Here is a 25,028-nt window from a genome sequence, read left to right on the forward strand (position 1 = left end):
ATGGGGGCGCGCGTCAGGCGTCGATCGCCGCCACCGCGTGACGCGCGATGGCAAGCTCTTCGTTCGTCGGGACGACGCACACGGTCACAGGCGATCCTGCCGCGGAGATGATGCGCGCGTCATGATCGTCGGCGCTGTTGGCGGCTGCGTCGAACGTCACGCCGAGCCACCCGAGACGGCGGCACACGGCCTCGCGGATGGCGGCGTTGTTCTCGCCGACGCCGGCGGTGAACGTGATGACGTCGACGCCCTCGAGCGCCGCCGCGTACGCGCCGATGTACTTGACGAGCCGGTGCACGTAGACGTCGAATGCGAGCTGCGCCGTCTCGTCACCGTCGTCGACGCGCCGCATGAGGTCGCGGAAGTCGCCTGACCCCGTCAGTCCGAGGATGCCCGACTTCTTGTTGAGCAGCGTGTCGATCTCGTCGACGCCGAGCCCCGCGACACGGTTGAGGTGCAGGACGACGGCCGGGTCCATGTCGCCACCACGCGTGCCCATGACGAGGCCCTCGAGCGGCGTCATGCCCATCGACGTGTCGACGGCGCGGCCCCCGTCGATCGCCGAGATCGACGCGCCGTTGCCGAGATGGCAGATGATCTGCTTGAACCCCTCGACGGGACGTTCGAGAAACTGTGCGACCCGCGCCGAGACGTACTCGTGCGACGTGCCGTGGAAGCCGTAGCGACGGATGGCGTGCTCCTTCGCGAGCTTCGCGTCGATCGCGTAGGTGTACGCGGAGGCGGGCAACGTCGAGAAGAACCCGGTGTCGAACACGGCGACCTGCGGCAGGTCGGGAAAGATGCGCCGAGCCGCCTCGATGCCGAGCGCGTGCGCCGGATTGTGCAGCGGCGCAAGGGTTCCGAGGCGTTTGATCTCGTCGAGCACGTAGTCGGTGATCATCTCGGGGCCCGTGAAGTTGCGCCCGCCGTGCACGACGCGGTGACCCACGACGACGACGTCCGCGTCCTCGATCGGCAACCCCGTCTCGGCCATGACCTTCGTCATCTCCTCGAGGGCGACGCCGTGGTCGGCCATGTCGACGTCGTGCGTCGTCTTCTCGCTGCGGTACTCGTGCGTGATCGTGCCGCCCGAGTCGCCGACGCGCTCGGCGAGGCCCTTGACGACGAACTCCCCCGTCACCGGGTCGACGATCTGGTACTTGAGCGAACTCGACCCCGCGTTGATGACGAGGACGTTGCCGGCCCCGCCGTCCCGCTCGCTGCTCGGCGCCTGCGCCACGTCGTTCATGCCTTCTCCTCCTGCGCCTGCACGGCCGTGATGGCGATGGTGTTGACGATGTCCTCGACGAGCGCGCCGCGCGACAGGTCGTTGACGGGCTTGTTGAGCCCCTGCAGCACCGGGCCCATGGCGACGGCACCCGCCGAGCGCTGCACGGCCTTGTACGTGTTGTTGCCGGTGTTGAGGTCGGGGAAGATCAACACCGTCGCGCGCCCTGCGACGGGCGAGTCGGGCATCTTCGACTTCGCGACGCTCGGTTCGACGGCCGCGTCGTACTGGATCGGCCCGTCGACGGCGAGTTCCGGCGCGCGCTCGTGCACGAGTTCGGTTGCGGCCCGCACCTTCTCGACGTCGGCGCCGCTGCCGGAGGTGCCCGTCGAGTACGACAGCATCGCGACGCGCGGCTCGATGCCGAACGCCGACGCCGTCTTCGCCGAACTGATCGCGATGTCGGCGAGTTGCTCGGCGTTCGGGTCGGGGTTGACGGCGCAGTCACCGTAGACGAGCACCTGATCGGCGAGCGCCATGAGGAACACGGAGCTGACGATGTCCGCGTCGGGCGCCGTCTTGATGATCTCGAAGCTCGGCTTGATCGTGTGCGCCGTCGTGTGCGCTGCGCCGCTCACCATGCCGTCGGCGAGCCCGAGGTGGACCATCATCGTGCCGAAGTACGACACGTCCTGCACCGTCTCGCGGGCCAGCTCGATCGTCACGCCCTTCTCCTTGCGGATCTCGGCGTACTCGGCGGCGAACTTCTCGACGAGCTCCTCGTCGTGCGGGGAGACGATCGAGGCGGACGAGATGTCGAGGCCGTTGCTGCTCGCGAGCGCCTTGATCTGCGTCTCGTCACCGAGGATCGTCAGTTGCGCGATGCCGCCGCGCAGCACCTCGTCGGCAGCCTTGAGGATGCGCAGATCGTCACCCTCGGGCAGGACGATGTGCTTGCGGGCGCTGCGCGCGCGATCGAGCAGACGGTGGCCGAACATCAGTGGCGTGACGGCGGCCGCCTCGTCGATGTCGATGGCGGCGAGGAGGCCGTCGGCGTCGATGGCTTCGCCGAACGCACGCAGCGCCGTCTGCTTCTTCACGACACTGCCGGAGCTGAGGGCGCTGCGCGTGCGCGCCAGGGCTGCCGTCGTCTCGAAGGTGCCCGAATCTGTCACGAGGATCGGCACGTCGAGCTTCGTGCCGTCGAGCAGCTGCTGCACGCTCTCCGGCGGGCGATAACCGCCCGTCAGGACGATGGCGGCGAGCCCGGGGAACGTGCCGGACTGATGCGCGAGGACGAGCCCGGGCAGGATGTCGTAGCGGTCGCCGGGGGCGATGACGGTGACGTCCTCGACGAGGCGCGTCAGCACGTTCGGCAGTGACATCGCAGCGACGACGAACCCGCGCGACTCGCGCTGCAGCCACTCAGGATTGCCGCGCCACAGCTCGGCCCCGGCGGCTTCTGCGAGCGCCGCGACGGTGGGTGCGACGAGCAGGGGCACCTCGGGAATGACGCCGGCGACGGGCACCGAGGCCGTCTCGGCGTCCTTCGTCAGGGCGAGGCGGATGCCGGTGACGTCCCCGCTCGTGGCGCGGTTGACGACGATCGCGACGGGCGTCGCGTGCCTCGCGCGCAACTGTTCGCAACCCATGACGGCGACCTGCGCGATCTGCTCGGGGGTGCGCTCGCGCCCGTGGACGACGAGGACGACGGGCGCGCCGAGGTTCGCGGCGACCATGGCATTGATCTCGGCTTCGCGGCCGGTCGAGACGTCCGCGAAGTCGCTGCCGAGCACCATGACGAGATCGGCGTCGGCGGACACCTCGTCAAAACGGGCCAGGATCGTTGCGAGCGAGCCCGACTCGTCATCGTGCATCTGGTCGTAGGTGACGCCGAGCGCGTCGTCGTAGGCCTGGTCGACGGCCGGGTGCGACAGCAGCAGGTCGACGACCTTGTCGCGGGAGCTGGTGGCAACGGGCCGGAAGATCGCGATGCGCCCGGCCTGGCGCGAGAGGAGGTCGAGCAGCCCGTAGGCCACGGTGGACTTGCCGGTTTCACCTTCGGCTGAGGTGACGAAGACACTGCGCGTCATGGTTTCCACCCTAGGCGAGAGCGGTGACAACCCGTCCGCGACCTTGGTCCTGTGCGTCGGGCGACGCGTCCGCCCGAGTCAGCCGTGCGGCGGTACCGATCACCACGCCCGACGAATGTGGAGAAAATGGCAGATGTGGACAGGAATCGCAGATGGGTCAGCGGGTCGCGGCGAGCGCAGCCAGGCGGCGCAGCGCAAACTCGTAGCCCTGGACACCACACCCGACGATGACGGCCACCGCCTTGTCGCTCAAGTACGAGTGGTGGCGAAACGCCTCGCGCGCATGGACGTTCGAGATGTGCACCTCGACGAACGGCGCCTCGAAACTCGCGAGAGCATCCCGGATGGCGACACTCGTGTGCGTGTACGCCCCCGCGTTGATGACGATGCCCGCGCTGTCGTGACGGATGCGCTGGATCTCGTCGACGAGCGCCCCCTCGTGGTTGCTCTGGAAGCACTCGACGCCGAACCCCAGCTCATCACCGACCCGCACGGCGAGCGTCTCGACGTCAGCGAGGGTGTCGGCACCGTAGATCGACGGTTCGCGCTCACCGAGCAGGTTGAGGTTCGGGCCGTTGAGGACGTGCAGCGTGCGAGTCATGGGCCCATTGTCGTCGGGTTCGGGCGACGGATCCAGGTGGTGCCCCGGTGGGCCCCGGTGGTGGTTCCGCGGCGCCTCGGGCATCCGTCACACCGCGTCCGCGCTACGCCCCGTGCTGCGGTGACCGAGCACCCCCACCGTCACGACGAGCAAGCCCATCGCGACGGCAACGATGACGAACACCGGTGTACTGCCGTGGTCTTCGAGCACCGGCAGCAGGATGAACGGCAGGAACGCCGTGACGAGCTTGCTCAACGAGTACGCCGCGCCGGCAGCCGTGCCACGGATCGCCGTCGGGTACGAATCGGCGAGATACACGTGGTACGCGTTCGAGAACAGGTTCGACGCGCACGAGTACAGGAAGCCGGCGGCGATGATCTGAGCCGTCGACGACGCGAATCCGAACCACAGGCCGAAGATCGCCATGAGCGTCGCCGTCGCCATGACGAGGTACTTGCGCTCGATGCGCTCGACGATCGGCACGGCCAGCAGCGACCCGAGCGGGTAGCCGAGGTAGCTGAGCGCGACGAACAGCAGCGAACTCGTGACGCTGTAGCCCTTCGCGACGAGGACGAGCGGCGCCACTGTCCCGAAGCCGTAGTAGCCGAACACCTCGAGGGCCGACAGCAGCCACAACATGATCGTGCGCTTCGTGTACGGCGCCTTGAACAGCGACGCCATCGAGACCTGACGGGACGCGACGGGCGTGAGCGACGCGTCCGGCTCGGCGAGGGTGTGGCCCTCGGCGCGCGCGGCGTCCTCGAACTCGCGCGTGATCGCGTCGGCCTCGTCGTGACGGCCCTGCGCCTCGAGCCAGCGTGGCGACTCGGGCAACCCGGTACGCACGGCCCACACGACGATCGAGCCGATCGCGCCGAAGACGAACAGCCAGCGCCATCCGTCGATGCCGAACGGCGTCATCGGCACGAGCCAGCGCGCGAGGAAGCCGACCGTCGGCACCCCGAGGAAGCTGATCGTGTACGCCCACGAGATGAACTGCCCGCGCTTGTTCTTCGGCAGGATGTCGGACAGGTAGGAGTCGCCGAGCGCGTACTCGCCGCCGATGCCGATGCCCGCGAAGAACCGCGTGATGACGAGCCACGCCGCGTTCGGGCTGAACGCGCCCGCGAGCGAGAACGCCGAGTAGAGCGCGAGGTTGACCATGAACGCCTTGCGCCGCCCGATGCGGTCGGCGAGGCGCCCCATGAACAGCGCCCCGATGAACTGCCCGATGAACGCCGACGCGAGCACCCACTTGAGCACGTCGCCCTTCAGCGCGAAGTCTTCCTTCAGCACAGCGGCGATCGTCGAGGCGAGAAAATTCTCGTACGCGTCGAAGAACAACCCGAGGCCGATGACGCCCGTGGCGAGCAGATGCTTGCGTGTGATCGGGAGCCGGTCGAGGCGTGCGGCGACCGACGTCCCCGTCGCGGATGCCACCGACGCATTGGGCAGCGATGCTTCTGTCATCGCGGCAGCCTAGCCGCGGTGAGACTCGCGCACTAGGTTGAGGCCAGACAGCGATACACGGCATGCGGTCGGCTCGGGCCGACGGCATGGCGGTGGCGACGGACGGACGATGCTCGGCCGCCACACCCACGTGACGAGAGGACACCCGAATGCAGCGCGAATCCCGCGACGCTCACATCCGCCGCTACTACGAGGTCGTCGACGCCGGCGACGTCGAGGGCGTGCTCGACATCTCCACCGACGACGCCACCTACTGCCGCCCCGGATACGAACCCATGGCCGGCCGCGAGGCGCTGCGGGCGTTCTACTCGGGCGATCGCGTCATCGAATCGGGGCGCCACAGCGTCACGTCACTGCTCATCGACGGCGACGAGGCGTTCGTGCGCGGCGAGTTCAACGGGGTGCTCAAGGACGGCAGCGACGCGCACCTCGAGTTCGCCGACTTCTTCCGCTTCGGCGCCGACGATCGCATCGCCTACCGCCAGACGTACTTCTACGCTCCGCTCGTCTGACGCCGGGGCACGCTTCGAAGGGGTGCTGACGTCACGTCGGCGGAGCATCGATTCCTCGACGTGCTGAACACCGCCCGTGCGGGCGCACTGCCTGAGAGCGGCGACCCCGCATCGCCGAGTTGCAGCTCCCGGGGCCGGCAAGAGCAGACGTGATCGTCAGACGCCGCGCAGGTCGAGCGTCAGCGTGCGGGGGCCGTCGCCGGTGATGACGAGGGGGATGCCCCAATCCTGTTGGTAAAGATGGCAGGCGGCGTGCTCGGGCACCTCGCCGGTGTCGGGGTCGCCGTCGCAGGCGGCTGCGCGGACGCTGACGTGCAGGATGGCCGAGCCGACGCTCTCGTCGATCGTCAGCGTGCGCGTGAGCCCCTGCTGCTTGCCCGCTCCGTCGCGTAGGAACGCCTCGGGAGAGCTGCTCACCTGCAGCATCGTCGGGTCGCCGTAACGGTGGTCGAGTTTCTGCCCCGCCGGCGGCGTGAACGTGACGACGAGTTCCACTGCGCCCGAGGCGATCTCGCTCGGCGGGCGCTGCGTCTGCTGCGCATCGCCCTCGATGCGTTGCGCTTCGGCGGTCAGCGCCACCGGCGTCAGACGATGGGCGTTCGACTCGACGACGAGCAGGTGTGCATCAGCGTCCACCTCCCCCGGGACGACGATGACGTCGCTCGGTTCGGCCAGGCCCGTGGCGAGCGTCGTCACCTCGCCGCTCGACGGGTCGAAGCGCCGAATCGCGCCGTTGTACGTGTCGGCGACGGCGACGGATCCGTCGGGTAGTTCCGTGACACCGAGGGGATGCTGCAGCAGCGCCGCGTCAGCCGCGCCGTCGACGTGGCCGAAGTCGAACAACCCTTGCCCGACGTGGGTGGTCACCTCGAAACCCTCGTCGCTCACGCTGAGGCTGCGCAAGGCACTCGTCTCGGAGTCGGCGACCCAGACGTGTGAGCCGTCCGCGCTCGTCGCGAGACCGCTGGGCTGCGCGAACCAGGCGTCGTGGGCGGCGCCGTCGCGGATCCCCTCGTTGCTCGTGCCTGCGAGCACGGCGACGGTGTTGAGCTCGGGGCTCTCGCCCAGATGCAGCGCCCACAGCTGGTGCGTGCCCGCCATCGCGATGATGACGCGGTCGTGCCACCACGCGAGATCCCACGGCGTCGACAGCGCCTGACGCAGCGCCGGGCCGCCGCCGTCACGTTCGCGCAGCTGCTCGCCTGTGCCCGCGACGGTGCGAATCCGCCCGTCACTCAACCGAATCGCCTTGATCTCGTGGTTGACGCTGTCCGCGACGAGCAGGTCGTCGCCGGTGCGTGCGCGAGCCTCTTCGGGAAGGAGCAACAGCCCCTGTGGTTCGTTGAACACCCCCGGGCCGCCGTAGCGCGCGAGCTCCGTCTCGCCGTCCTCGGCGAGGTGCACGACCTGGTGGTGCGCGGTGTCGCTGACGAAGAAACCCCCGCTCGTCAGGTGCTCCCCGGCACCCGCGGAAGAGGCGGCGTCGTCCGCGCTCTGACGGCCCGTGGGCTGCGCCTGCACCGGGCGCGCCGGCGCGGTGATGACCTTTCCCGGGAAACGCAGCAACGTCTCGGGGGCAGGCGGCGCGACGTACGGACCGTCACCGCGACGCAGCGTCCCCTTGGTCGTGTGCTCGGCGATGAGGTCGTCGATGAGCACGCTCAATCCGTGCGCGTGTCCTTCACCGGACATCGACGCGACGATGTAGCCCTCCGGGTCGAGGACGACGAGCGTCGGCCACGCGCGCGCCGCGTACGCCTGCCACGTCGTGAGGTCGGGGTCGTCGAGGACGGGGTGGTGCACCGCGTACCGCTCGACGGCGGCTTCGAGGGCATCGCGATCGGCCTCGTGCTCGAACTTCGGCGAGTGCACGCCGATGAGGACGAGCTGGTCGCCGTATTTCTCTTCGAGCGGGCGCAATTCATCGAGCACGTGGAGACAGTTGATGCAGCAAAACGTCCAGAAGTCGAGGACGACGACCTTGCCGCGCAGGCTCGTCAGCGTGATGTCGGCGCCGCCGGTGTTGAGCCAGCCCCGCCCCGTCAGTTCCGGCGCCCGAAGTTTCATGACCGCTACCCTACGCGCCCGATCTTGCGTCACGAACGCATGCAATACCGCGCGTTCACGACGCAAGATCAGCGGCTGCACCGGCCAAGGCTGACTCACGTCGCCGAGCACGTCGCCGATCAACACCTGACGCTTGAGCTTGGGCAGCAGCCGCAGGGCGTGCATCATCGCCTCGGGCCGCGCCATTCGTCGTTGCGCCACCATGCTGAGGACGGTCGCCGCCGCACGATCACTGCGCAGCCATGACGCCAACCGCGCAGGCCTGCCAGCATCACCGCCTCTCGCCGTCAGCCCAGGCGGAATTGCCGGCGTTGAGCACGGCGGCCAAGATGGGTGATCGTTCGTCTCACCACCCAGCTGCGAGCACGTGCACCGCCTGTGTCCCGTGCACGCGGAATCGCCCCGCGACCACGTGCGTCCGGATCTGATGACGCGTGATGCCCAGCTGACGTAGTTGCCCCCGCGACACCACCCCGAACATTTCGACGCCAGTTCGCAGGCGTCAACGTGGGTCGCTTGCGCTGAAGTCACCCTCCGAGGGTGCCCGAATCGGGGTGGCGCGCGCTGAGGCCCTGTGGACAACCCGACCTTGGGTCATGAACGCGCGGTATGGCGCGCGTTCATGACACAACATCCGGGCCGCGGTCAGAGGCGACGGTCGCTCAGGACGGGGAAGGCCTCGCGGGTCGCGGCGACATCGTCGAGGTCGATGTCGAGGGTGATGGTGCGTTCGCCGCGCCCGGCTTCGGCGAGCACCTCACCGGTCGGCGAGACGATGGCCGAGTTGCCGCCCATCTCCGTACCGGCGTGCGTGCCGGCGGTGTTGCAGGCGATGACGAACACCTGGTTCTCGATGGCGCGAGCCTGCAGCAGCGTGCGCCACGCCGCGATGCGCGCAGCCGGCCAAGCGGCAGGGATGACGAACACCTGGGCGCCCGCGTCGACCTGCTTGCGGTACAACTCGGGAAAACGCAGGTCGTAGCACGTCGACAGACCAACCTTGACGTGGCCGTCGGGCGCAGATGCACCACCCCTTGCATCGTCGGCGACACTCGCGGCGGGGGCATCGTCCACCTCGCTGGAGGTGCTCATGTCGCCGTCGAGGTTGACCCCCGCCAGTTCGGCGCCCATCGCCCATTCGCTCTGTGACGCCTCGACGCAGGCCTCCGGGTTCGCCGGGTCGCAGACGGCGCCGTCGTCGGCTGCGACTTCGGCGGCCATGGCGCCACCCGCCCTGTCACCCAGCGCCAGGTCGAGGACGATGACCTCCTCGCCGGCTTCTAGCAGTTTGGGTTCGCCGTTGCCGAAGCCAAATCGGTGGATCTTGCGGTAGGTGCCGACGAGGTCGCCGTCACGGTCGAACATCAGCGAGGTGTTCCACAGCCCGCGCCCCTCGGGACCCTTCTCGCCGGGCTTCTCGATGATCGAGCCGGCGTGAACGAATGCGCCGACGTTCGCCGCGGCCTCTGACAACGCCCGCGCGACGGTCCCTTCGACGCTCTGCGCCTTCTCGTTCCACGCCGGGTAGTCGAAACCTCCGGCGCTCCACAGTTCCGGCAGCACGACGAGGTCGGCGCCCTTCTGCGACTCGACGAGCGACGCGACGCGTTCGATGCGCGCCCCCATCGGCTCCGAATCGGTGTACGCAAGCTGGATGACGGCGACGCGCATGGCTACTCCTTGTCGATGCCCCCGACGGTGACGCGGCCGGATTCGGCGCGCCCAGAGGGCTGCTCGGGACGTTCGTCGTGCTCACCCTCGACCGTAGTCGACGACGATGCTTCCGTCGTGCTCGACGACATCTGACGGGCCGGTTCTTCACCCTCCGCCTGACCGGGGGACGCAGCCTGACCACCCTGACCACCCCGCGAGGCGAGGTAGGCGTTGTAGGCCTTGAGCTCAGCGTCACCGTCGCGTTCGGCACGACGCTCCGCGCGCTGACCCTCGATGCGGTCGGACCGGTACCACTGCGCGGCGACGACCATGGCGAGCAAGAATGTCGGGCCCTCACCGGAGCCCCACGTGATCGTTCCGGCGGCCTGCTGGTCGCGCAGCGGATCCGAGACGTAGTGCAGGGCGGTGAAGAACGAGGGCGCGAGCAACGTGCTACCCGTCATCATCGCGACACCGAAGAATGCGTGGAACGTGATCGTGATGAGCAGCACGAGCAGCCGCAGCGGCGCCGGCCACTTCTTGGGGCCGGGGTCGATGCCGATCAGGGCCCACGCGAACAGGTAGCCACTGACGAGGAAGTGGATGTTCATGAGGATGTGACCGGTGTGCGTGCGCAGCGCCAGCTCGAAGAACGGCGTGTAGTAGAAGACGATGAGGCTGACGAAGAACAGGGCCGAGCTGACAGCAGGGTTGGCGACGACGTTGAGGTAACGGCTGTGCACGACCGACAGCAGCACCTCGCGCGGTCCGCGTGTGCCGTCGGAGCGCTTGGGCCATGCCCGCAGCATGAGGGTGACGGGCGCGGCCATGACGAGCAGGATCGGCACCGTCATCGAGATGGCCATGTGTCCGGCCATGTGGACGCTCATCATGACGCGCCCGTAGACCCCGGCGCCGCTGTCGATCGTCACGATGAACACGAGCCAAGCGAGCACCCACAGGATCGTGCGGTGGATCGGCCAGTGGTCGCCGCGGCGGTGCAGGCGCACAGCCCAGCGCACGTACTGGACGATGGCGATGACGGCGAACGTCGTCATCAGCCACTCGATGCGCCACTGCGAGAAGAAGTTCGCAGGCGTCAGAGCGGGCGGCGCCGGGTATCCGGTGAGCGCGACGACCGGGTCGGCGCTCTCGACGACCTGCCCTGACGGCGGCGCGGAGCGCGCGAGCGCCGCAGCGAGGCCCATCGTCGCGCCCATGACGAGCGCCTCGACGAGGGCGAGCCGGGCGAACAGCGCCTTGCTGGGCCGGTCGCTCGCATCACGTTCGAGGACGGCGACGACACGGCGTCGCTGCATGAGCCCGAGCGCGCCGAGCACGACGAGGCACAGTGCCTTCGCGACGATGACGAGGCCGTAGCGCGTCGTCACGCACTGGCTGAGGTCGGGTACGCGCAGCGTCGAGGCGAGCACGCCGGAGAAAGCGACGAAGCCGACGCACCACGTCGCGACGCTCGAGTAGCGCCGCACCGACGCCGCCGCGGCCTTGCCGAGGCGGCCCCACATGACGCCGAGGGCGATGATGCCGCCCACCCAGAGCGTCACGGGGACGAGGTGCATTATGAGCGAGTCGACAGCCGTCTCGTGATCGCTCGAACCGGCGGCGTGGCCGCTCAACGCGATCGGCCACAGCGCGAGCAGACCGAGTGCCGTCATCCATGCCAGGCTCGTGCGCGAGGAGTGCCACCAGCAGACCACCGCGATGACGAGCGCCGCGGTCGCCGTCAGCATCGGGTTGCGCAGGATCTCCAGCTGCCACGTGTTGCTCCACCACTGACCCGTGTACCCGCGCGAACCGACGGGGATGCCGGCCAGGTCGCCGTAGCTGAGGTAGCTGACGACGAGGGTCGCGCCGAACCACAGGGCTGCGCTGATCGAGGCCCAGCGCCCGATGCGCGCGACCCGCATCGTCTTGTGGCCCTCGGCGACGAGAAACGCACCGAGCCCGGTGAAACCGATGGTCGCCGCCATCGCGACGTCCGCCGCGGGCTTGAACAGAGCAATGCCCCAGCGCACGATCGCGCCGGCGTCGAGCAGCTGCTGCGGCTTGCTCGCTCCGGTGAACACGACGGCGCCGGCTGCGACGGCGACCGCGAGCGCCATCGCAGCCGCGAGCAGACGCCCGCCACCGAGCGGCCCTGTGGGGGCAGACGGGGTGGGTTTCGTGGCGCTCGAACTCATGCGCCCAGCCTACGTGGGCCCGGTGACAACCCCTCGCGCCACCCGATCCCCGCACGTCCGGCGTCGTCATGCCCGACAGGGCCCGCGCGGCCCGGCGACCCATCCATCCATCCGATCGAGCGCACCCCAATAAATTTGCTTGCATGGCACAACCAAACATATAGTTGTGCAGCCCAAGCATTCTTGGGCACTCCCTCCCCTCAAGGAACCGAAGTGACCGTCGACCTCCCCGTCGCACGCGACATCGCGACATCCTTCGTCGGGGCCGCGAAGGCGATGAGCGCGCACAAGCGCAAGTTGCCACGACCCCACCCGCACGCCGACCACGGCGCGCTGCCCCTGCTCTACGCCCTCGAGGCGGAGCCGCTGCGCGTCTCGGCCCTCGCCGACATCGTCCACTCCGACGTCTCGACGGTCAGTCGCCAGGTGAGCGCACTCACCGACGGCGGCCTCGTCACCAAGATCTGTGATCCGCAGGACGGACGCGCGCAACTCGTCACCCTGACGCCCGACGCGCGCGAACTCGTCAGCACACTGCGCGAGGATCGCGCCGCGTGGATGCAGAACCTGCTCACCGACTGGAGCACCGCGGAAGCCCGCGAGTTCCAGCACCTGCTGCTCAAGTTCACCGCATCGCTCGATGCCTACCAGGGCGGCTGCACGCCCCGCGCCGGGCAACCCACTCACCTCCGTCCCCCAGCCTGAACGTCGAAAGGCACCCTCTTGTCTGCACAGACCGCTGCGCCACCCGCGCAGCAATCGAGCTCGGCAGAGCTCTCGCACGGCCAGATCATGACGATCCTCGCGGGTCTCATGATGGGCATGTTCCTGGCCGCACTCGACCAGACGATCGTCTCCACCGCCATCCGCACCATCGGTGACGACCTGCACGGCCTCTCCGCGCAGGCCTGGGTGACGACGGCCTACCTCATCACCTCGACCATCGCGACCCCGCTGTACGGCAAGCTCTCCGACATCTTCGGCCGCCGCGGGTTCTACCTGTTCGCGATCGTCATCTTCGTCATCGGCTCGCTCGCATGTTCATTCGCGAACAGCATGTACATGCTCGCCGCGTTCCGCGCCATCCAGGGCATCGGCGCCGGTGGCCTCATGTCGCTGGCCCTCGCGATCATCGGTGACATCCTGCCGCCGCGCGAACGCGCCAAGTACCAGGGTTACTTCCTCGCCGTCTTCGCGACGAGCTCCGTCCTCGGCCCCGTCATCGGTGGCTTCTTCGCCGAGCAGGACCACATCCTCGGTCTCACCGGCTGGCGCTGGGTCTTCCTCATCAACGTGCCGATCGGCATCGTCGCCTTCCTCGTCGTCGCCCGCACCCTGCACCTCGAGCACACGCGTCAGGACCACCGCATCGACTACTGGGGCGCCGTCGCGCTCACGGTCGGCCTCGTGCCGCTGCTGACCGTCGCCGAGCAGGGACGCACGTGGGGCTGGGGTTCGGGCAAGTCGATCGCCTGCTTCGCCATCGGCATCCTCGGCCTCATCGCTTTCGTCCTCGCCGAGGCGAAGATGAAGGACGAGGCCCTCATCCCGCTGCGCATCTTCCGCCACCGTGCCGTGACGGTCACCGTCGTCGCCTCCGTCATCATCGGCATGGCGATGTTCGGCGCCATGATGATGCTGCCGCTCTACATGCAGATCGTGCACAACGCCTCCCCGATGAAGTCGGGCCTCATGATGCTGCCGCTCGTCGCCGGCATGATGACGGCCTCCATCACAGCCGGCCAGTTGACGGCTCGTACGGGTCGCGTGCGCGAGTTCCCGATCATCGGCACCGCCATCGTCACCGTCGGCATGTTCCTGCTGCACACGATCAGCGCCGACACGCCGCTGTGGCAGGTCATGGTGTTCATGGCCATCGTCGGCATCGGCCTCGGCAACTGCATGCAGGCGCTGACGCTCATCGTGCAGAACGCCGTCAGCCCCCGCGAGATCGGCATGGCCACCTCGTCCGCCACGTTCTTCCGTCAGATCGGTGGAACCGTCGGCGTCGCCATCTTCTTGTCGATGCTGTTCTCGACGGTGGGCGGCAACATCAAGACGAACCTCACCGACGAGGCGAAGACGCCCGCGTTCCAGCAGGCCCTCAAGAGTGGTCTCGCCGACAAGGAGCTCATGAAGGACGAACACGCCTACGGCATCCTGCAGAGCCTGGCGAACCCGAAGTCCGGCGGCGGCGCCCTGAACAACGTGAGCGAGGACTCCTCCGTCATCGCTCGCCTGCCGAAGGCTGTTGCTCACCCGTTCGAGGCAGGCTTCGCGCAGTCGATGGACCACGTGTTCCTGCTCGCCTCCGCTATCGCACTGCTCGGTTTCATCACCCTGCTGTTCCTGCCGAAGATCGAGTTGCGCAAGCAATCGGCGATGGCCGCGGCCGCGGCCGCGGCGCAGGACAAGTCGAACGCCGCGCTCGCCGCTGACGGTGGCGCGGCACGTCGCGCCGACACCGCAGCCGACGGTGGCGTGGACGCAGGTTCGACGCCCGCCGACGAGACGCACGATGACGTGAGCGACGCCGTCGCCGCCGCCATCGCGCGCGTCGAAGCGCGCAAGCACGGCGAGCAGGTCGATCACTCGGTCGCTCGTCACGCGTCCCACGACGAGTGACGGCTGCTCGCGACGCACGCTGAGTGATGCCCACCCCGACCTGTTCGGGGTGGGCATCACTCGTCTTCGGCGCACCCGATGTTTGAATGGGCGGTTCATGGTCGGCGCCGCACGACGGGCCGAGGGAGGGACAGGCATGGAGCACTGGCAGCTCGATCACCCCGAACGCGGAACGTTGGAGGCCTACGCCGGGTCGGCTGACGAACTCCGTACCGTCGACCCGGGATTCACACCCGGCGCACCGGATCCCGGCCGCGACGATGACGGCACGGGCGCGTCGCCGGTGGGCGACGAGGGGCACGGGGTCAAAGAATCTTCGACGGGTGCGCCGGTCGTCACGCCGGCCGGTGCCAGTCGCGCCCGCGGCAGCACCCGCCGCCGGGCAGGCGAGCGTCTGCCCCTCTCGCCGGGGCGAAACGAGAAGCTGCGCACCCACCTCGGCCTCGACGATGAGTGGGCGCGCCCAGGGCTCGTGCTCATGCGTGACGGGGTGGTGTTCGCCCGCCGCCGCAGCATCGGCAACGTCAAGATCCGCCTCATGCGTTCCACACCCGACGGGCACTTCACCGAGCACACCCAGGCGACGGAGAAGCCGCGCGTCGAGGTGAGCGTCAACCCGGTGCGCGGGTACGTCATGGACGTCCAGCTGCGCGACGACGGCGGGGTCACCGCCTTCGATGCGCCGGTGGGTTCGATGGCGGCACACCGGTACGCCGCGATGGATTCGTCGCCGCTCAAGCGGGTGCTTTACCCGATCCTCGGCGGGCTCGGCAAGAGTGGATGGGCGGTCAGCGTGCTCGTCCTCGGTCCCCTCGTCGCGCGATTGCTCGCGTGGATCTTCGGCCCGATCATCGCGTGGATGGCATCACTCGTGCCGGACATCGACTGGCCCGAGATCCCATGGCCGAGCGTCTCGTGGCCCTCGGTCGACCTGCCGTCGATCCCGTGGCCCAGGCTGCCGTCGTGGACCCCACCGGGCTGGCTCGCATGGTTGCTCGAGCACCCGAAGGTGTGGGTACCCATCGTCGCGGCCGCGTTCTGGGGCGTCACCGCGAATCGCAACCGCAGACGCTCGGAGCGCAAGAAGGCCGAGTGGGCCAAGCGTCACGCCTACGCGCGCCTCGCGGCCGATCTGCACACCCTCCACGACTCACGCACCGAGGACGCTCAGGGCGCAGCTGAGTCACTTCGTGCCACGCGAGTCCGTCAGGACTGACGCAGGTGGCACGCGTGACTCAGCCGGCCGAACGAGGGAGCGAAATCAGCCCCAGAGCATCGCCTTCGCGGGGTTCTCGAGGATCTGGCCGACGGTCGACAGATACCGCGAACCGACGTCGCCGTCGATGATGCGGTGGTCGAAGCTCAAGGACAGCTGCGCGATCTGGCGGATCACCATCTCCTGCTCGCCGCGCTCGTTCTCGACGACCCACGGCATCGGACGCACCGTGCCGATGGCAAGGATGCCGCTCTCACCGGGCTTGATGATCGGCGTGCCCGAATCGACGCCGAAGACACCGATGTTCGAGATCGTGAACGTGCCGCCGTTGAGGATGGCCGGGCTCGGCTTGCCGTGGCGTGCGATCTCGACGAGCTTCGCGATCTCACGCCCCAGGTCGCCGAGGCCGAAGCGGCCGGCGTCCTTGACGTTCGGCACGAGCAGCCCACGGTCGGTGGCCGCGGCGATGCCGAGGTTCACCTCGGAACGAATGACGATCTCGCCGTTCGCGTCGTCCCACAGTGCGTTCATCATCGGCTCACGCTGCATCGCGATGAGGCACGCCTTCGCGACGACGAGCAGCGGCGTCACCTTGATGTCCTTGAGCTCGCGCATGCCCTGCAGTTCGCGGACGAACTCCATCGTGCGCGTCATGTCGACGGTGAGGAACTCCGTGACGTGCGGCGCCGTGAACGCGCTGCTCACCATGGCCTGCGCCGTCACCTTGCGCACGCCCTTGATCGGGATGCGCTCGTCGCTCAGACCGGCCGGGGCCGGAGCGGCAGCCGTCGGCTTGTCGGGGCGCACCGACGGGGCACTGGCCGCAGCCTTCGCGACGGTGTCCGCACTCGGCGCTGATGGGGCGCTCGACGCGACGCTCGGCGTCGACATCGCCGCGGGCGCGTTTGAACCCCCGGCCTTCTTCACGTCGTCCCGAGTGACGACGCCGTCGTCGCGCGAGGGTTCGACAGTATCGATGTCGACGCCCTGCTGCTTCGCGAACCCGCGCGTCGCGGGGGCGGCGAGCGTGCCGCCACCCGACGCGCCGCCACCGGCCCCACGGCCGCGACGAGCGCGGCGCGTCGAGCTCGACGGCGTCGGGCCGTAGCCGACGAGCGTCTTCTGCTGCGGCTCGTCATCCGACTCGCCGGTCTCGGCGGGCGCGACGTCGGCCGCCGTCTGCATCTCGGCCGCGACCTCGCCACCGTCAGCAGCTCCGGAAACGTCATTGGCGGCACCGGCAGCGCCACCGTCCGCAGGTGCTGTATCGCCGCCGACGTCGATCGTGACGATCGGCGTGCCGACCTCGACCGTCTCGCCCTCGGGTACGAGGATCGATGCGACCCTCCCGGCCCACGGGATGGGCAGTTCGACGAGCGACTTCGCCGTCTCGATCTCGAGGACGACCTGGTTGACGTCGACGGTGTCGCCTGCGGCGACGTGCCACGTCACGATCTCGGCCTCGACGAGCCCTTCACCGGGGTCGGGCAGGGTGAACTCTTGAATGGCCATGTTCGGCGGTACTCCTAGAAGCTGAAGGACGCGTCGACGGCGTCGAGGATGCGGTCGAGCCCGGGCAGGTATTCGCGCTCGTGGCGGCTCGGCGGGTAGGGGATGTCATAGCCGGTGACGCGTTGCACGGGCGCTTCGAGCGAATAGAAGCAGCGCTCCTGCAGGAGCGCTGCCAGCTCGGCGCCCACGCCGTACGAGCGTGCGGCCTCGTGCACGATGACGGCGCGGCCCGTCTTGCGCACGGACTCGCAGATCGTCTCCTCGTCGATCGGCGACAGCGTGCGCAGGTCGATGACCTCGAGCGAGCGACCATCCGCCTCGGCGGCCGCGGCGACGTCGAGACACGTGCGCACCATCGGGCCGTACGCGAGCAGCGTCAGGTCGGCGCCCTCGCGCAGCACCTCGGCCTCGAAGAGGCCGCGAGCGGGGCCGGCGGCGAGGTCGAGCTGGTCGGGGCTGGGCTCGTGGTAGCGGCGCTTGGGCTCGAAGAAGATGACCGGGTCGTCGCAGTCGATCGCCTGACGCATCATCCAGTACGCGTCGACGGGGCGCGAGCAGACCACGACGCGCAGGCCGGCGGTGTGCGCGAAGTACGCCTCGTTCGACTCGCTGTGGTGCTCGACGGCGCCGATGCCGCCGCCGAACGGGATGCGGATGACCATGGGCAGCTTGACGGCGCCCTCGGTGCGGTTGTGCACCTTGGAGACCTGGCTGACGATCTGGTCGAACGCCGGGTACACGAACCCGTCGAACTGGATCTCGACGATCGGGCGGTACCCGCGCATCGCGAGGCCGACGGCCGAACCGACGATGCCGGATTCGGCCAGCGGCGGGTCGATGACGCGCTCGCCGAACTCCTTCTTCAACCCGTCGGTCAGGCGGAAGACGCCACCGAGCTCGCCGACGTCCTCACCGATGACGACGACCTTGTCGTCGGCCGCCATCGCGTCGTGCATCGCCGCGTTGAGCGCCTTGGCAAGGGAGAGCTTCGGGGCCTTCTTGGGTTTCGCGGCCTTCTCGGCGCCGGGGGCCGTGCTCGTGGTAGCGCCGCTCATGCTGCATCGTCCTCGAAGGAGGCGAGGTAGGCCGCGAACTCGTCGCGCTGAGCGGTGAGCTGGTCGTCCATGACCGTGTAGGCGTGGTCGAACATCGCCGTCATCTCCGGGTCGGGCATCTCGAGGCACGAGCGGCGCCACTCGGCGGCGAGCTCCTTCGCCTCGGCGTCGACGTCGTCGAAGAACGCCGCGTCGGCGTGGTTCTCGAGCTCGAGCAGCGAACGCAGGCGCGCGATCGGATCCTTTGCCTTCCACGCCTCGACGTGCGCCGAGTCGCGGTAGCGCGACGGGTCGTCGGACGTCGTGTGCGCGCCCATGCGGTAGGTGAACGCCTCGACGAGCGTCGGGCCGAGCCCGCTGCGCGCGTTGTCGAGGCTGCGACGGGTGACGGCGTACGTCGCGAGGACGTCGTTGCCGTCGGTGCGCACGCCGGGGAAGCCGAAGCCGTCAGCGCGCTTGTAGGGCGGGATGATGAACTGACGCGTGTTCGGCTCGCTGATCGCCCAGCCGTTGTTCTGGATGAAGAAGACCATCGGCGAGTGGTTGACGGCCGCGTAGACCATCGCCTCGTTGAAGTCGCCCTGGCTCGTGCCGCCGTCGCCGGTGAATGCCATGACGGCCGCGTCGACGTTCACGTCCCCCGTGCCGACAACACCGTCGAGGCGCAGGCCCATGGCATAGCCGACGGCGTTGAGCATCTGGTTGCCGATGACGATCGTCGAGGTGTTGAAGTTGTGCTTGCGCGGGTCGTGGCCGCCGTGCGTGACGCCGCGGTAGAGCGCGAAGACCTGGCTCGGCTGGATGCCGCGGCAGAACGCGACGCCGTGCTCGCGGTAGCCGGGGAAGCCGTAGTCCTGCTCGCGCAGCGCGTGGCCGGCGGCGACCTGAGCGGCCTCCTGGCCGAGCAGCTGCGGCCACAGGCCGAGCTCGCCCTGGCGCTGCAGGCTGTAGCCCTCGATGTCGAATCGGCGCACGAGCACCATGTCGCGGTACATCGCGCGCACCTCTTCGGCCGTGATGGCCTTGAGCGCTTCCATGTAGGGCTCATTGACGCTCGTCATCGGCGAGCGGGTGCCGTTGGGTGCGATGAGCTGCACCATGTCGGGGCCGCCGTCGGTGATGTCCGGCTTGCCGTCGAGGGCATGACCGGCCACGTGCGTCACCCCATCGAGGTGCGCTGCGTGATTGGTGCGCGAAGCGTCGGGAATCGTCATCGTTTCCTCCTTGCGCGACGTCGCCCTGAGTGCGGGGCGCGAGGCGTTCGGGGGTGACGTCACGGAGTGCGGGACGCCACCACAGGGCTTGTGACGCAGGTCACGCCACCTAGGAGACGCTACCTGGCTACCGACGAGTAATTCGCATCCGAACGACGGTTTCTTCGGCCAGGTTCACAGTCGTATCGAGGCGCGAAACCCCCGTCTCACGATGTGATCGGCATCACTCGAATCTAGCCCGCAGAGACGACTCACCCCGCGTAGAAGCGCGTCACGACGTCGATGAGACGGTCGTTGGCCTCGACCTCGGCGATCGTGCAGCGCACGCCGTCACCGTCGAAGGGGCGCACGACGAGTCCGTTCTCGTCCGCGAAGGCGGCGAACTCGAGTGCCCGCTCGCCGAGCGGCAGCCACACGAAGTTGGCCTGCGTGTCGGGGATGTCGACGCCCGCCTCGCCCAGGGCGTCGACGACGCGTCGACGCTCAGCGACGAGGGAGACGACGCGCTCCTGCAGTTCGTCGAACGCTGCGATGCTGGCGATGGCGGCCTTCTGCGCCATGTCACTCACGCCGAACGGGGTGGCCGCCTTGCGCAGCGCCGTCGTGATGCGCGGGCGCGCCAACGCGTAACCGACGCGCAGCCCCGCGAGGCCGTAGGCCTTGGAGAAGGTCCGCAGGACGACGACGTTGGGAAACTCGCGGTAGATGGCGAGCGCGTCCGGCGCATCGTCCGCGACGACGAACTCGAGGTAAGCCTCGTCGAGCACGACGAGCAGATCCTCCGGCAGCGACCGCAGGAACGCGCGCAACTCGTCAGCACGCACGCTCGGGCCCGTCGGATTGTTGGGTGTGCAGACGATGAGCAGCCGCGTGCGATCGGTGACGGCAGCCGCCATCGCATCGAGGTCGTGCCGCGCGTCGGCGTCGAGCGGCACCTGCACCGAGCGCGCCCCCGCGAGCGCGACGACGATCGGGTACGCCTCGAACGAGCGCCACGCGTAGACGACCTCGTCGCCCGGCTCGCACGTGATCTGGATGAGGGAGGCGAGGACGCCCACCGAGCCCGTGCCGAAGCTCACCTCGTCGGCGCTCACACCCACCCGCTGCGCCAGGGCGTGCGTCAGCTCCGACGACGCCATGTCCGGGTAACGGTTCATCGTCGTCGCGGCCTCGCGCACGATGTCGAGCACGGACGGCAGCGGCGGGTACGGGTTCTCGTTGCTGGAGATCTTGAACACACTCGTGACGCCGCGCTCGGAATCCTCCGCGGCCATGGCCGCCGGCCTGCCCGGCTTGTATCCCGGCACGGAGTCGAGGGTGGTGCGCAGACGGACGGGGGTCTCCAGCGATTCGCTCATGCTCCCAGCCTAGGCCGCGCGAGGTTTCCAGATGCTCCTCATCGTTCCCCCAGCAAGGGCACCTTTAATGACGCCGAGAATCAGATCAGGGGAGGCCACCTTGTCCATCACCAGCCCGTCGCTGCTCACCCTCGTGGTGATCGGTGCCGTCATCGTGCCACTGGCGCTCGTCCTGGTGCGCCAGCGCACGAAGGCGACGTGGCAGCGCGCCGTCGGCAGTTGGGTGGCGGTCGTCGTCGCCCAGGTTCTCGCCGTCGCCTCCCTCGGGTTGTACGTCAACCGTCAGTACGGTTTCTACTCGAGCTGGGACGACGCGCTCGGCAAGACGGACAACGGCGCGGCCGCCATCGCCGCCGGTGGTGTCGACGCCAGCTCCGCCGGCAGCGGCCGCTTCGAGTCGTTCCCCATCACCACACCGGGCGGTGGCACCGCGCAGAGCGTCGCCTGGTTGCCGCCGGGCTACCACGACAAGACGAACGCCAACAAGCGTTACCCCGTCCTCGTCGTGCTGCCTGGCTACGCCAACACCGTCGGCTCCACCGTCGAGAACCTCAACTTCGGTCAGACGGCGAGCGCTCTCGTCGAGAAGGGGACGACCGCCCCGTTCGTCGCCGTGTTCGCGCCCTACCAGACGGTGCAGGGACGCGACACCGAGTGCACCAACATCACGCACGGCCCCCAGGAACTGACGTTCCTGACGCGGACGGTGCCCAACGCCATCCGTTCGCACCTGCGAGTCGCCAAGGAGTCGAAGCAGTGGTCGGCGCTGGGCTGGAGCACCGGCGGGTACTGCGCGGCCAAGGCGCTCTACACCCGTTCCGGTTCACCATGGGGCTCGGCAGTCTCGATGGGTGGGTACTTCGAATCGATGACGGACGGAACGACGGGCGACCTCTACCGCTCGAAGAGTGAGCGCGACCTCAACTCCCCGTCCCACCTCTACCGCCTCTACCAGATGCCCACGACGCGCATGCTCGTCGTCGCGAGCCGCGAGGACAAGGCGACCTGGACCACCTCGAAGCGCATGGCCGACCTGGCCAAGGCCGATCCGCACGTGTCGGCGATGTGGATCGCGCACGGCGGGCACAACTACAACACGTACGTCCCCCACCTGGGCGAGATGATCCAGTGGGCGTTCACCCAACCGCAGACCTGAGGCCGGCCGTCAGCGAGCGCGCCGCTCAGATCGAGGAAACATTCAGCCCTGCGGGGCAGAGTGGGTTCATGCGCACACTCGTCAAGGTCGCCATCAACGCGGCCGCCATCTGGGTGGCCGCCGCCCTGCTCGAGGGCATGACGCTCGCGGACGGGTTCACGACGAACTCGACGAAGCTGGTCACGGCACTCGTCGTCGGCGCACTCTTCGGCGTCGTCAACGCGCTCGCGCGGCCCCTCGCGAAGCTGCTCGGGCTGCCGTTCCTCATCCTGACGCTCGGGTTGTTCATCTTCGTCATCAACGCGGCGATGCTCATGCTGACGTCGTGGCTGGCGGGTCAGCTCGGCTTCGCGTTCCACATCGACCGCTTCTGGCCGACCGCTGTCGTCGGCGCCGCCATCGTGTCGGTCGTGTCATGGGTCCTCGGGCTCATCATCGACCCGGACGACGAGCGCAGCGACTACCGCGTCTGAGGCTCAGGCCCAGCCCGGCTCGTCACCGTTCTCGAGGTAGACACCGCTCTCGCCGTTCTCGATCGCCGTGACGGCGCGCCGGATCACCTTGGCGGTGTAGGCCGCGACGCGGTCGTCGAGTTCGTCGAGGCCGACGAAGTGGATGCCGGCGATCTCCTTGCGCTGCAGCGCGAATTCGCCTGCCGGACGGTCGAGTTCGACGTCGAACAGGTAGAGCATCGCGTCGTCCCAGCCGCGCCACGGCGGCAGCCACGACACGACACGCAGACCTGTGATCGTCGCCGTCGCGCCGAGTTCCTCCGCGATCTCCCGCACGAGGGCGTGCGCCGGTGACTCGTGCGGGTCGACGACACCGCCGGGCAGATCCCAGAACTTCTTGTACGACAACTGACACAGCATGACCCGACCCTCGGCGTCACGCACGAGCCCCTGGGTGATGGTGCGCGTGCGCGGCAGCTTGCGGTTGAGGTAGACCGCCGCCTTCGAGACAGTGTTCTCGTCGGGCAGGCCCTCGGCGTCGACCTCGGCGCGCGTCGCACGACGCAACTCGTCGGCCCCTGCAGGTGTGCCGCTCTGCGCGGCGTCGTCGACCGGCGAGCTCGTCGCGGGGGCTGACTTCTCATCGCCTGAGTTCTCGAGGGCGCGGTTCTCGGGAGCCTGGTTCTCAGGGGCCCGGCTGTCGTGGGCGGGCTTGTCGGGATCGGTCATCGCTCGTCATCCCTCCGGTCGCAGGTGGGCGATCTCGTCGAGGAAGTCGTCGACTTCCTTCGGGTCGTAGCCGCGCCGCAAGCCCGACGACGCGAAACGCGCCTGCGCCGGGTCGGGCAGCTCGACGCCGCGGCGCATCGCGACGACGACGGAGTCGAGGTAGTCGTCGACGTCGCTCTCGTCGTAGCTCGTCGCCGTGCGCCGCAGCAACGTGAAGTGCTTGTCGCGCACGCGATCCATCTGCTGCGAACTCCAGCGCGGCGCGCCGTCACGCACCCCCGCGAAGGCCGCCAGTTCGGCTTCCTGAGCGCGACGTGCCACGTCCTGCGGATCCTCGATCGGCGTGGTGCGTCGCCACACCGACAGCACGGTGCGCAGACCGTCGACCTGCCCGAGGTTCAGCCCGCCGCGCGCGGTGCGCCGCAGCACCATCGCATCGAGGTCGGGCAGCGGCTTGCCGGCTCTCATCGCGATGACGGCGCGACGGCGCAGGCGCTCGACGTCCTCACGTTCGTACCCGATGGTGCTCGGCGCGAAACGCGCTCCTTCGACGTAGGCGATCTGCTCGGAACTCCACGACATGCCCCCACCTTTTCACGTCCTCGCAAACCCCGCCCGCCGACGATCCGTGCTTGGCTGAGCCAAGAGCGTGAGTCGCACCCTAAGCGCGATCGGCGCAGGCGACGCGGCTGCTGAGGGGGAGGCCATTTGCCGACGAGCGAGTACGTCACGACCCACGCAGGTTCCGGTGTCATCAACGCCGTCCTGGCCGGAATGCTGGGGCTGCTCGCCGTGACGGTGTTCGTCGTCGGCGCCCTCATCGGCGCCACCGGCCTGCTCGTGCGCCGGGCCTGCAGAGCGGATCCCGAGCAGAACGAGGCGAGTGCGCCCGGCTCGGCACCGGGCGGCACCCGAACCGTCACAGCGTGAGGACGAGCTTGCCCGTCGCGCGGCGCTCCTCCATCTCGGCGATGGCCTCGCCGGCACGCTCGAGGGGGCGCACCTCGCCGAGTACGGGTGAGAGTTGACCGGAGGCGACGAGCGGCTCGATCGCCTTCCACTGCGCGGGGACGGTCTCGGGGCGCGGCATCCAGAACGCGCCCCACCCGACGCCGACGACATCGACGTTGTTGAGCAGTAGCCGGTTGACCTTCACCTCGGGAATCGCGCCGCCGGTGAACCCGATGACGAGCAAGCGGCCTTCGACTGCGAGGCTGCGCAGCGAGTCGGTGAAGCGGTCGCCGCCGACCGGGTCGACGACGATGTCGACGCCGCGGCCGTCCGTCAGCTCCATGACGGCGTCCTTGAACCCGTCGGGCGCGATGACGTCGTCCGCGCCGGCCTGGGTGGCGATCGCGCGCTTGTCGTCGCTCGAGGCAACGGCGATCACGCGCGCACCACGCGCCTTGGCGTGCTGGATCGCGGCGATGCCGATGCCGCCGGCCGCACCATGCACGAGCACCGTCTCCCCCTCGGCCAGGCGCCCACGTCGGTCGAGGGCGAACTGCACGGTGAGGTAGTTCATGGGCAGCGCCGCACCCGTCTCGAAGCTGACGTCGTCCGGCAGGTGGAAGACGAACGGCGCTGCGACGCACACCTGCTCGGCCATCCCCCCGAAGCCGGGGAAGGCGACGACACGGTCGCCCACGCTGAACCCCGACCCCTCGGGCGCCTGGGCGACGACGCCCGCCACCTCGGCCCCGAGCGTGAACGGCGGCTCGGGCTTCATCTGGTACAGCCCACGGGTCAGCAACGCGTCGGGGTAACACAACCCGGCGGCGCGCACGTCGATGAGCACCTCGTGCGGCTTCGGCGTGGGGGCGTCGACGTCGTTGATACGGACGGCACCGGGCCCGTCGAGGGTGACGACCTGAACTGCGCGCATG

Annotated in this window: 23 protein-coding genes; 9 read left to right on the forward strand and 14 right to left on the reverse strand. The window is 68.8% G+C overall.

Annotation, left to right across the window (positions count from 1 at the left end; all coding sequences use genetic code 11):
- Positions 1–13 precede the first annotated feature (13 nt).
- The 4 genes from AC1RS9_RS08810 to AC1RS9_RS08825 all read right to left on the reverse strand — a co-directional run bounded on the left by AC1RS9_RS08810 (position 14) and on the right by AC1RS9_RS08825 (position 5,392).
- Complete coding sequence (locus AC1RS9_RS08810) at positions 14–1,249, reverse strand: acetate/propionate family kinase (protein ID WP_074039713.1); 1,236 nt, start codon at positions 1,247–1,249, stop codon at positions 14–16.
- Complete coding sequence (pta, locus tag AC1RS9_RS08815; RefSeq protein WP_074039711.1) at positions 1,246–3,321, reverse strand: phosphate acetyltransferase; 2,076 nt, start codon at positions 3,319–3,321, stop codon at positions 1,246–1,248. The genes AC1RS9_RS08810 and pta overlap by 4 nt, the downstream gene beginning before the upstream one ends.
- Before the next feature lie 157 nt (positions 3,322–3,478).
- A complete protein-coding gene (aroQ, locus tag AC1RS9_RS08820) occupies positions 3,479–3,922 on the reverse strand; it encodes a type II 3-dehydroquinate dehydratase (protein ID WP_074039708.1) in 444 nt (147 codons plus the stop codon).
- A gap of 87 nt (positions 3,923–4,009) precedes the next feature.
- Positions 4,010–5,392, reverse strand: a complete 1,383-nt coding sequence (locus AC1RS9_RS08825) for an MFS transporter (RefSeq protein WP_074039706.1) — start codon at positions 5,390–5,392, stop codon at positions 4,010–4,012.
- Between the two features lie 149 nt (positions 5,393–5,541).
- Between AC1RS9_RS08825 and AC1RS9_RS08830 the strand changes: the two genes are divergently transcribed.
- A complete protein-coding gene (locus tag AC1RS9_RS08830; RefSeq protein ID WP_074039704.1) occupies positions 5,542–5,904 on the forward strand; it encodes a nuclear transport factor 2 family protein in 363 nt (120 codons plus the stop codon).
- Positions 5,905–6,060: 156 nt separating this feature from the next.
- Here the strand turns inward: AC1RS9_RS08830 and AC1RS9_RS08835 are convergent, their stop codons facing one another.
- Entirely contained in the window at positions 6,061–7,971 is a 1,911-nt protein-coding gene (locus tag AC1RS9_RS08835; protein WP_040015046.1) for an NHL domain-containing thioredoxin family protein, read from the reverse strand.
- Between the two features lie 24 nt (positions 7,972–7,995).
- Between AC1RS9_RS08835 and AC1RS9_RS08840 the strand changes: the two genes are divergently transcribed.
- Positions 7,996–8,217, forward strand: coding sequence for a hypothetical protein (locus tag AC1RS9_RS08840; RefSeq protein ID WP_143181187.1), 222 nt, complete (start codon positions 7,996–7,998; stop codon positions 8,215–8,217).
- A gap of 399 nt (positions 8,218–8,616) precedes the next feature.
- On the opposite strand, the gene AC1RS9_RS08845 is transcribed toward AC1RS9_RS08840, so the two are convergent.
- On the reverse strand, positions 8,617–9,642 hold the full coding sequence (locus AC1RS9_RS08845) for a nitrilase-related carbon-nitrogen hydrolase (protein WP_074039702.1): 1,026 nt from the start codon (positions 9,640–9,642) through the stop codon (positions 8,617–8,619).
- Between the two features lie 2 nt (positions 9,643–9,644).
- On the reverse strand, positions 9,645–11,825 hold the full coding sequence (locus AC1RS9_RS08850; RefSeq protein WP_286697268.1) for a bifunctional copper resistance protein CopD/cytochrome c oxidase assembly protein: 2,181 nt from the start codon (positions 11,823–11,825) through the stop codon (positions 9,645–9,647).
- A 213-nt stretch (positions 11,826–12,038) separates the two neighbouring features.
- Here AC1RS9_RS08850 and AC1RS9_RS08855 point away from each other — a divergent pair, with 213 nt between their 5' ends.
- The 3 genes from AC1RS9_RS08855 (at position 12,039) to AC1RS9_RS08865 (ending at position 15,666) form a co-directional block, all read left to right on the forward strand.
- Complete coding sequence (locus AC1RS9_RS08855; RefSeq protein ID WP_074046281.1) at positions 12,039–12,530, forward strand: MarR family winged helix-turn-helix transcriptional regulator; 492 nt, start codon at positions 12,039–12,041, stop codon at positions 12,528–12,530.
- 18 nt (positions 12,531–12,548) lie between these two features.
- Positions 12,549–14,450 carry an MDR family MFS transporter gene (locus AC1RS9_RS08860; RefSeq protein WP_492921172.1) on the forward strand — a complete coding sequence of 634 codons (1,902 nt, stop codon included), beginning with the start codon at positions 12,549–12,551 and terminating at the stop codon, positions 14,448–14,450.
- A gap of 136 nt (positions 14,451–14,586) precedes the next feature.
- Positions 14,587–15,666, forward strand: coding sequence for a hypothetical protein (locus tag AC1RS9_RS08865; protein ID WP_492921174.1), 1,080 nt, complete (start codon positions 14,587–14,589; stop codon positions 15,664–15,666).
- 45 nt (positions 15,667–15,711) lie between these two features.
- On the opposite strand, the gene AC1RS9_RS08870 is transcribed toward AC1RS9_RS08865, so the two are convergent.
- The 4 genes from AC1RS9_RS08870 to hisC form a co-directional block, all read right to left on the reverse strand.
- Entirely contained in the window at positions 15,712–17,178 is a 1,467-nt protein-coding gene (locus AC1RS9_RS08870; RefSeq protein ID WP_492921176.1) for a dihydrolipoamide acetyltransferase family protein, read from the reverse strand.
- A 14-nt stretch (positions 17,179–17,192) separates the two neighbouring features.
- Positions 17,193–18,233, reverse strand: a complete 1,041-nt coding sequence (locus tag AC1RS9_RS08875) for an alpha-ketoacid dehydrogenase subunit beta (protein ID WP_082740533.1) — start codon at positions 18,231–18,233, stop codon at positions 17,193–17,195.
- Positions 18,230–19,447, reverse strand: a complete 1,218-nt coding sequence (locus tag AC1RS9_RS08880) for a thiamine pyrophosphate-dependent dehydrogenase E1 component subunit alpha (protein WP_311200781.1) — start codon at positions 19,445–19,447, stop codon at positions 18,230–18,232. The genes AC1RS9_RS08875 and AC1RS9_RS08880 overlap by 4 nt, the downstream gene beginning before the upstream one ends.
- A gap of 251 nt (positions 19,448–19,698) precedes the next feature.
- Positions 19,699–20,805, reverse strand: a complete 1,107-nt coding sequence (hisC, locus tag AC1RS9_RS08885) for a histidinol-phosphate transaminase (RefSeq protein ID WP_038566667.1) — start codon at positions 20,803–20,805, stop codon at positions 19,699–19,701.
- Positions 20,806–20,905: 100 nt separating this feature from the next.
- Here hisC and AC1RS9_RS08890 point away from each other — a divergent pair, with 100 nt between their 5' ends.
- Positions 20,906–21,961 carry an alpha/beta hydrolase gene (locus tag AC1RS9_RS08890; protein WP_074046277.1) on the forward strand — a complete coding sequence of 352 codons (1,056 nt, stop codon included), beginning with the start codon at positions 20,906–20,908 and terminating at the stop codon, positions 21,959–21,961.
- A 68-nt stretch (positions 21,962–22,029) separates the two neighbouring features.
- Positions 22,030–22,434: a phage holin family protein gene (locus tag AC1RS9_RS08895; protein WP_038566662.1), complete on the forward strand. Its 405-nt coding sequence runs from the start codon at positions 22,030–22,032 to the stop codon at positions 22,432–22,434.
- A 3-nt stretch (positions 22,435–22,437) separates the two neighbouring features.
- On the opposite strand, the gene AC1RS9_RS08900 is transcribed toward AC1RS9_RS08895, so the two are convergent.
- A complete protein-coding gene (locus tag AC1RS9_RS08900; RefSeq protein WP_353887039.1) occupies positions 22,438–22,857 on the reverse strand; it encodes an NUDIX domain-containing protein in 420 nt (139 codons plus the stop codon).
- A gap of 142 nt (positions 22,858–22,999) precedes the next feature.
- On the opposite strand from AC1RS9_RS08900, the gene AC1RS9_RS08905 reads away from it, so the two are divergent.
- Positions 23,000–23,212: a pentapeptide repeat-containing protein gene (locus AC1RS9_RS08905; RefSeq protein WP_171969818.1), complete on the forward strand. Its 213-nt coding sequence runs from the start codon at positions 23,000–23,002 to the stop codon at positions 23,210–23,212.
- Here AC1RS9_RS08905 and AC1RS9_RS08910 read toward each other — a convergent pair.
- A complete protein-coding gene (locus tag AC1RS9_RS08910) occupies positions 23,149–23,724 on the reverse strand; it encodes a DivIVA domain-containing protein (protein ID WP_286697566.1) in 576 nt (191 codons plus the stop codon). The two genes, AC1RS9_RS08905 and AC1RS9_RS08910, sit on opposite strands and share 64 nt — an antisense overlap.
- Positions 23,725–23,850: 126 nt before the next feature.
- On the opposite strand from AC1RS9_RS08910, the gene AC1RS9_RS08915 reads away from it, so the two are divergent.
- Positions 23,851–24,072, forward strand: coding sequence for a hypothetical protein (locus tag AC1RS9_RS08915; RefSeq protein WP_038566657.1), 222 nt, complete (start codon positions 23,851–23,853; stop codon positions 24,070–24,072).
- Here AC1RS9_RS08915 and AC1RS9_RS08920 read toward each other — a convergent pair.
- Positions 24,062–25,027, reverse strand: coding sequence for an NADPH:quinone oxidoreductase family protein (locus AC1RS9_RS08920; RefSeq protein ID WP_038566655.1), 966 nt, complete (start codon positions 25,025–25,027; stop codon positions 24,062–24,064). The two genes, AC1RS9_RS08915 and AC1RS9_RS08920, sit on opposite strands and share 11 nt — an antisense overlap.
- Position 25,028 lies beyond the last annotated feature (1 nt).

The sequence above is a fragment of the Dermacoccus sp. MPR-E5 genome (assembly GCF_058809565.1).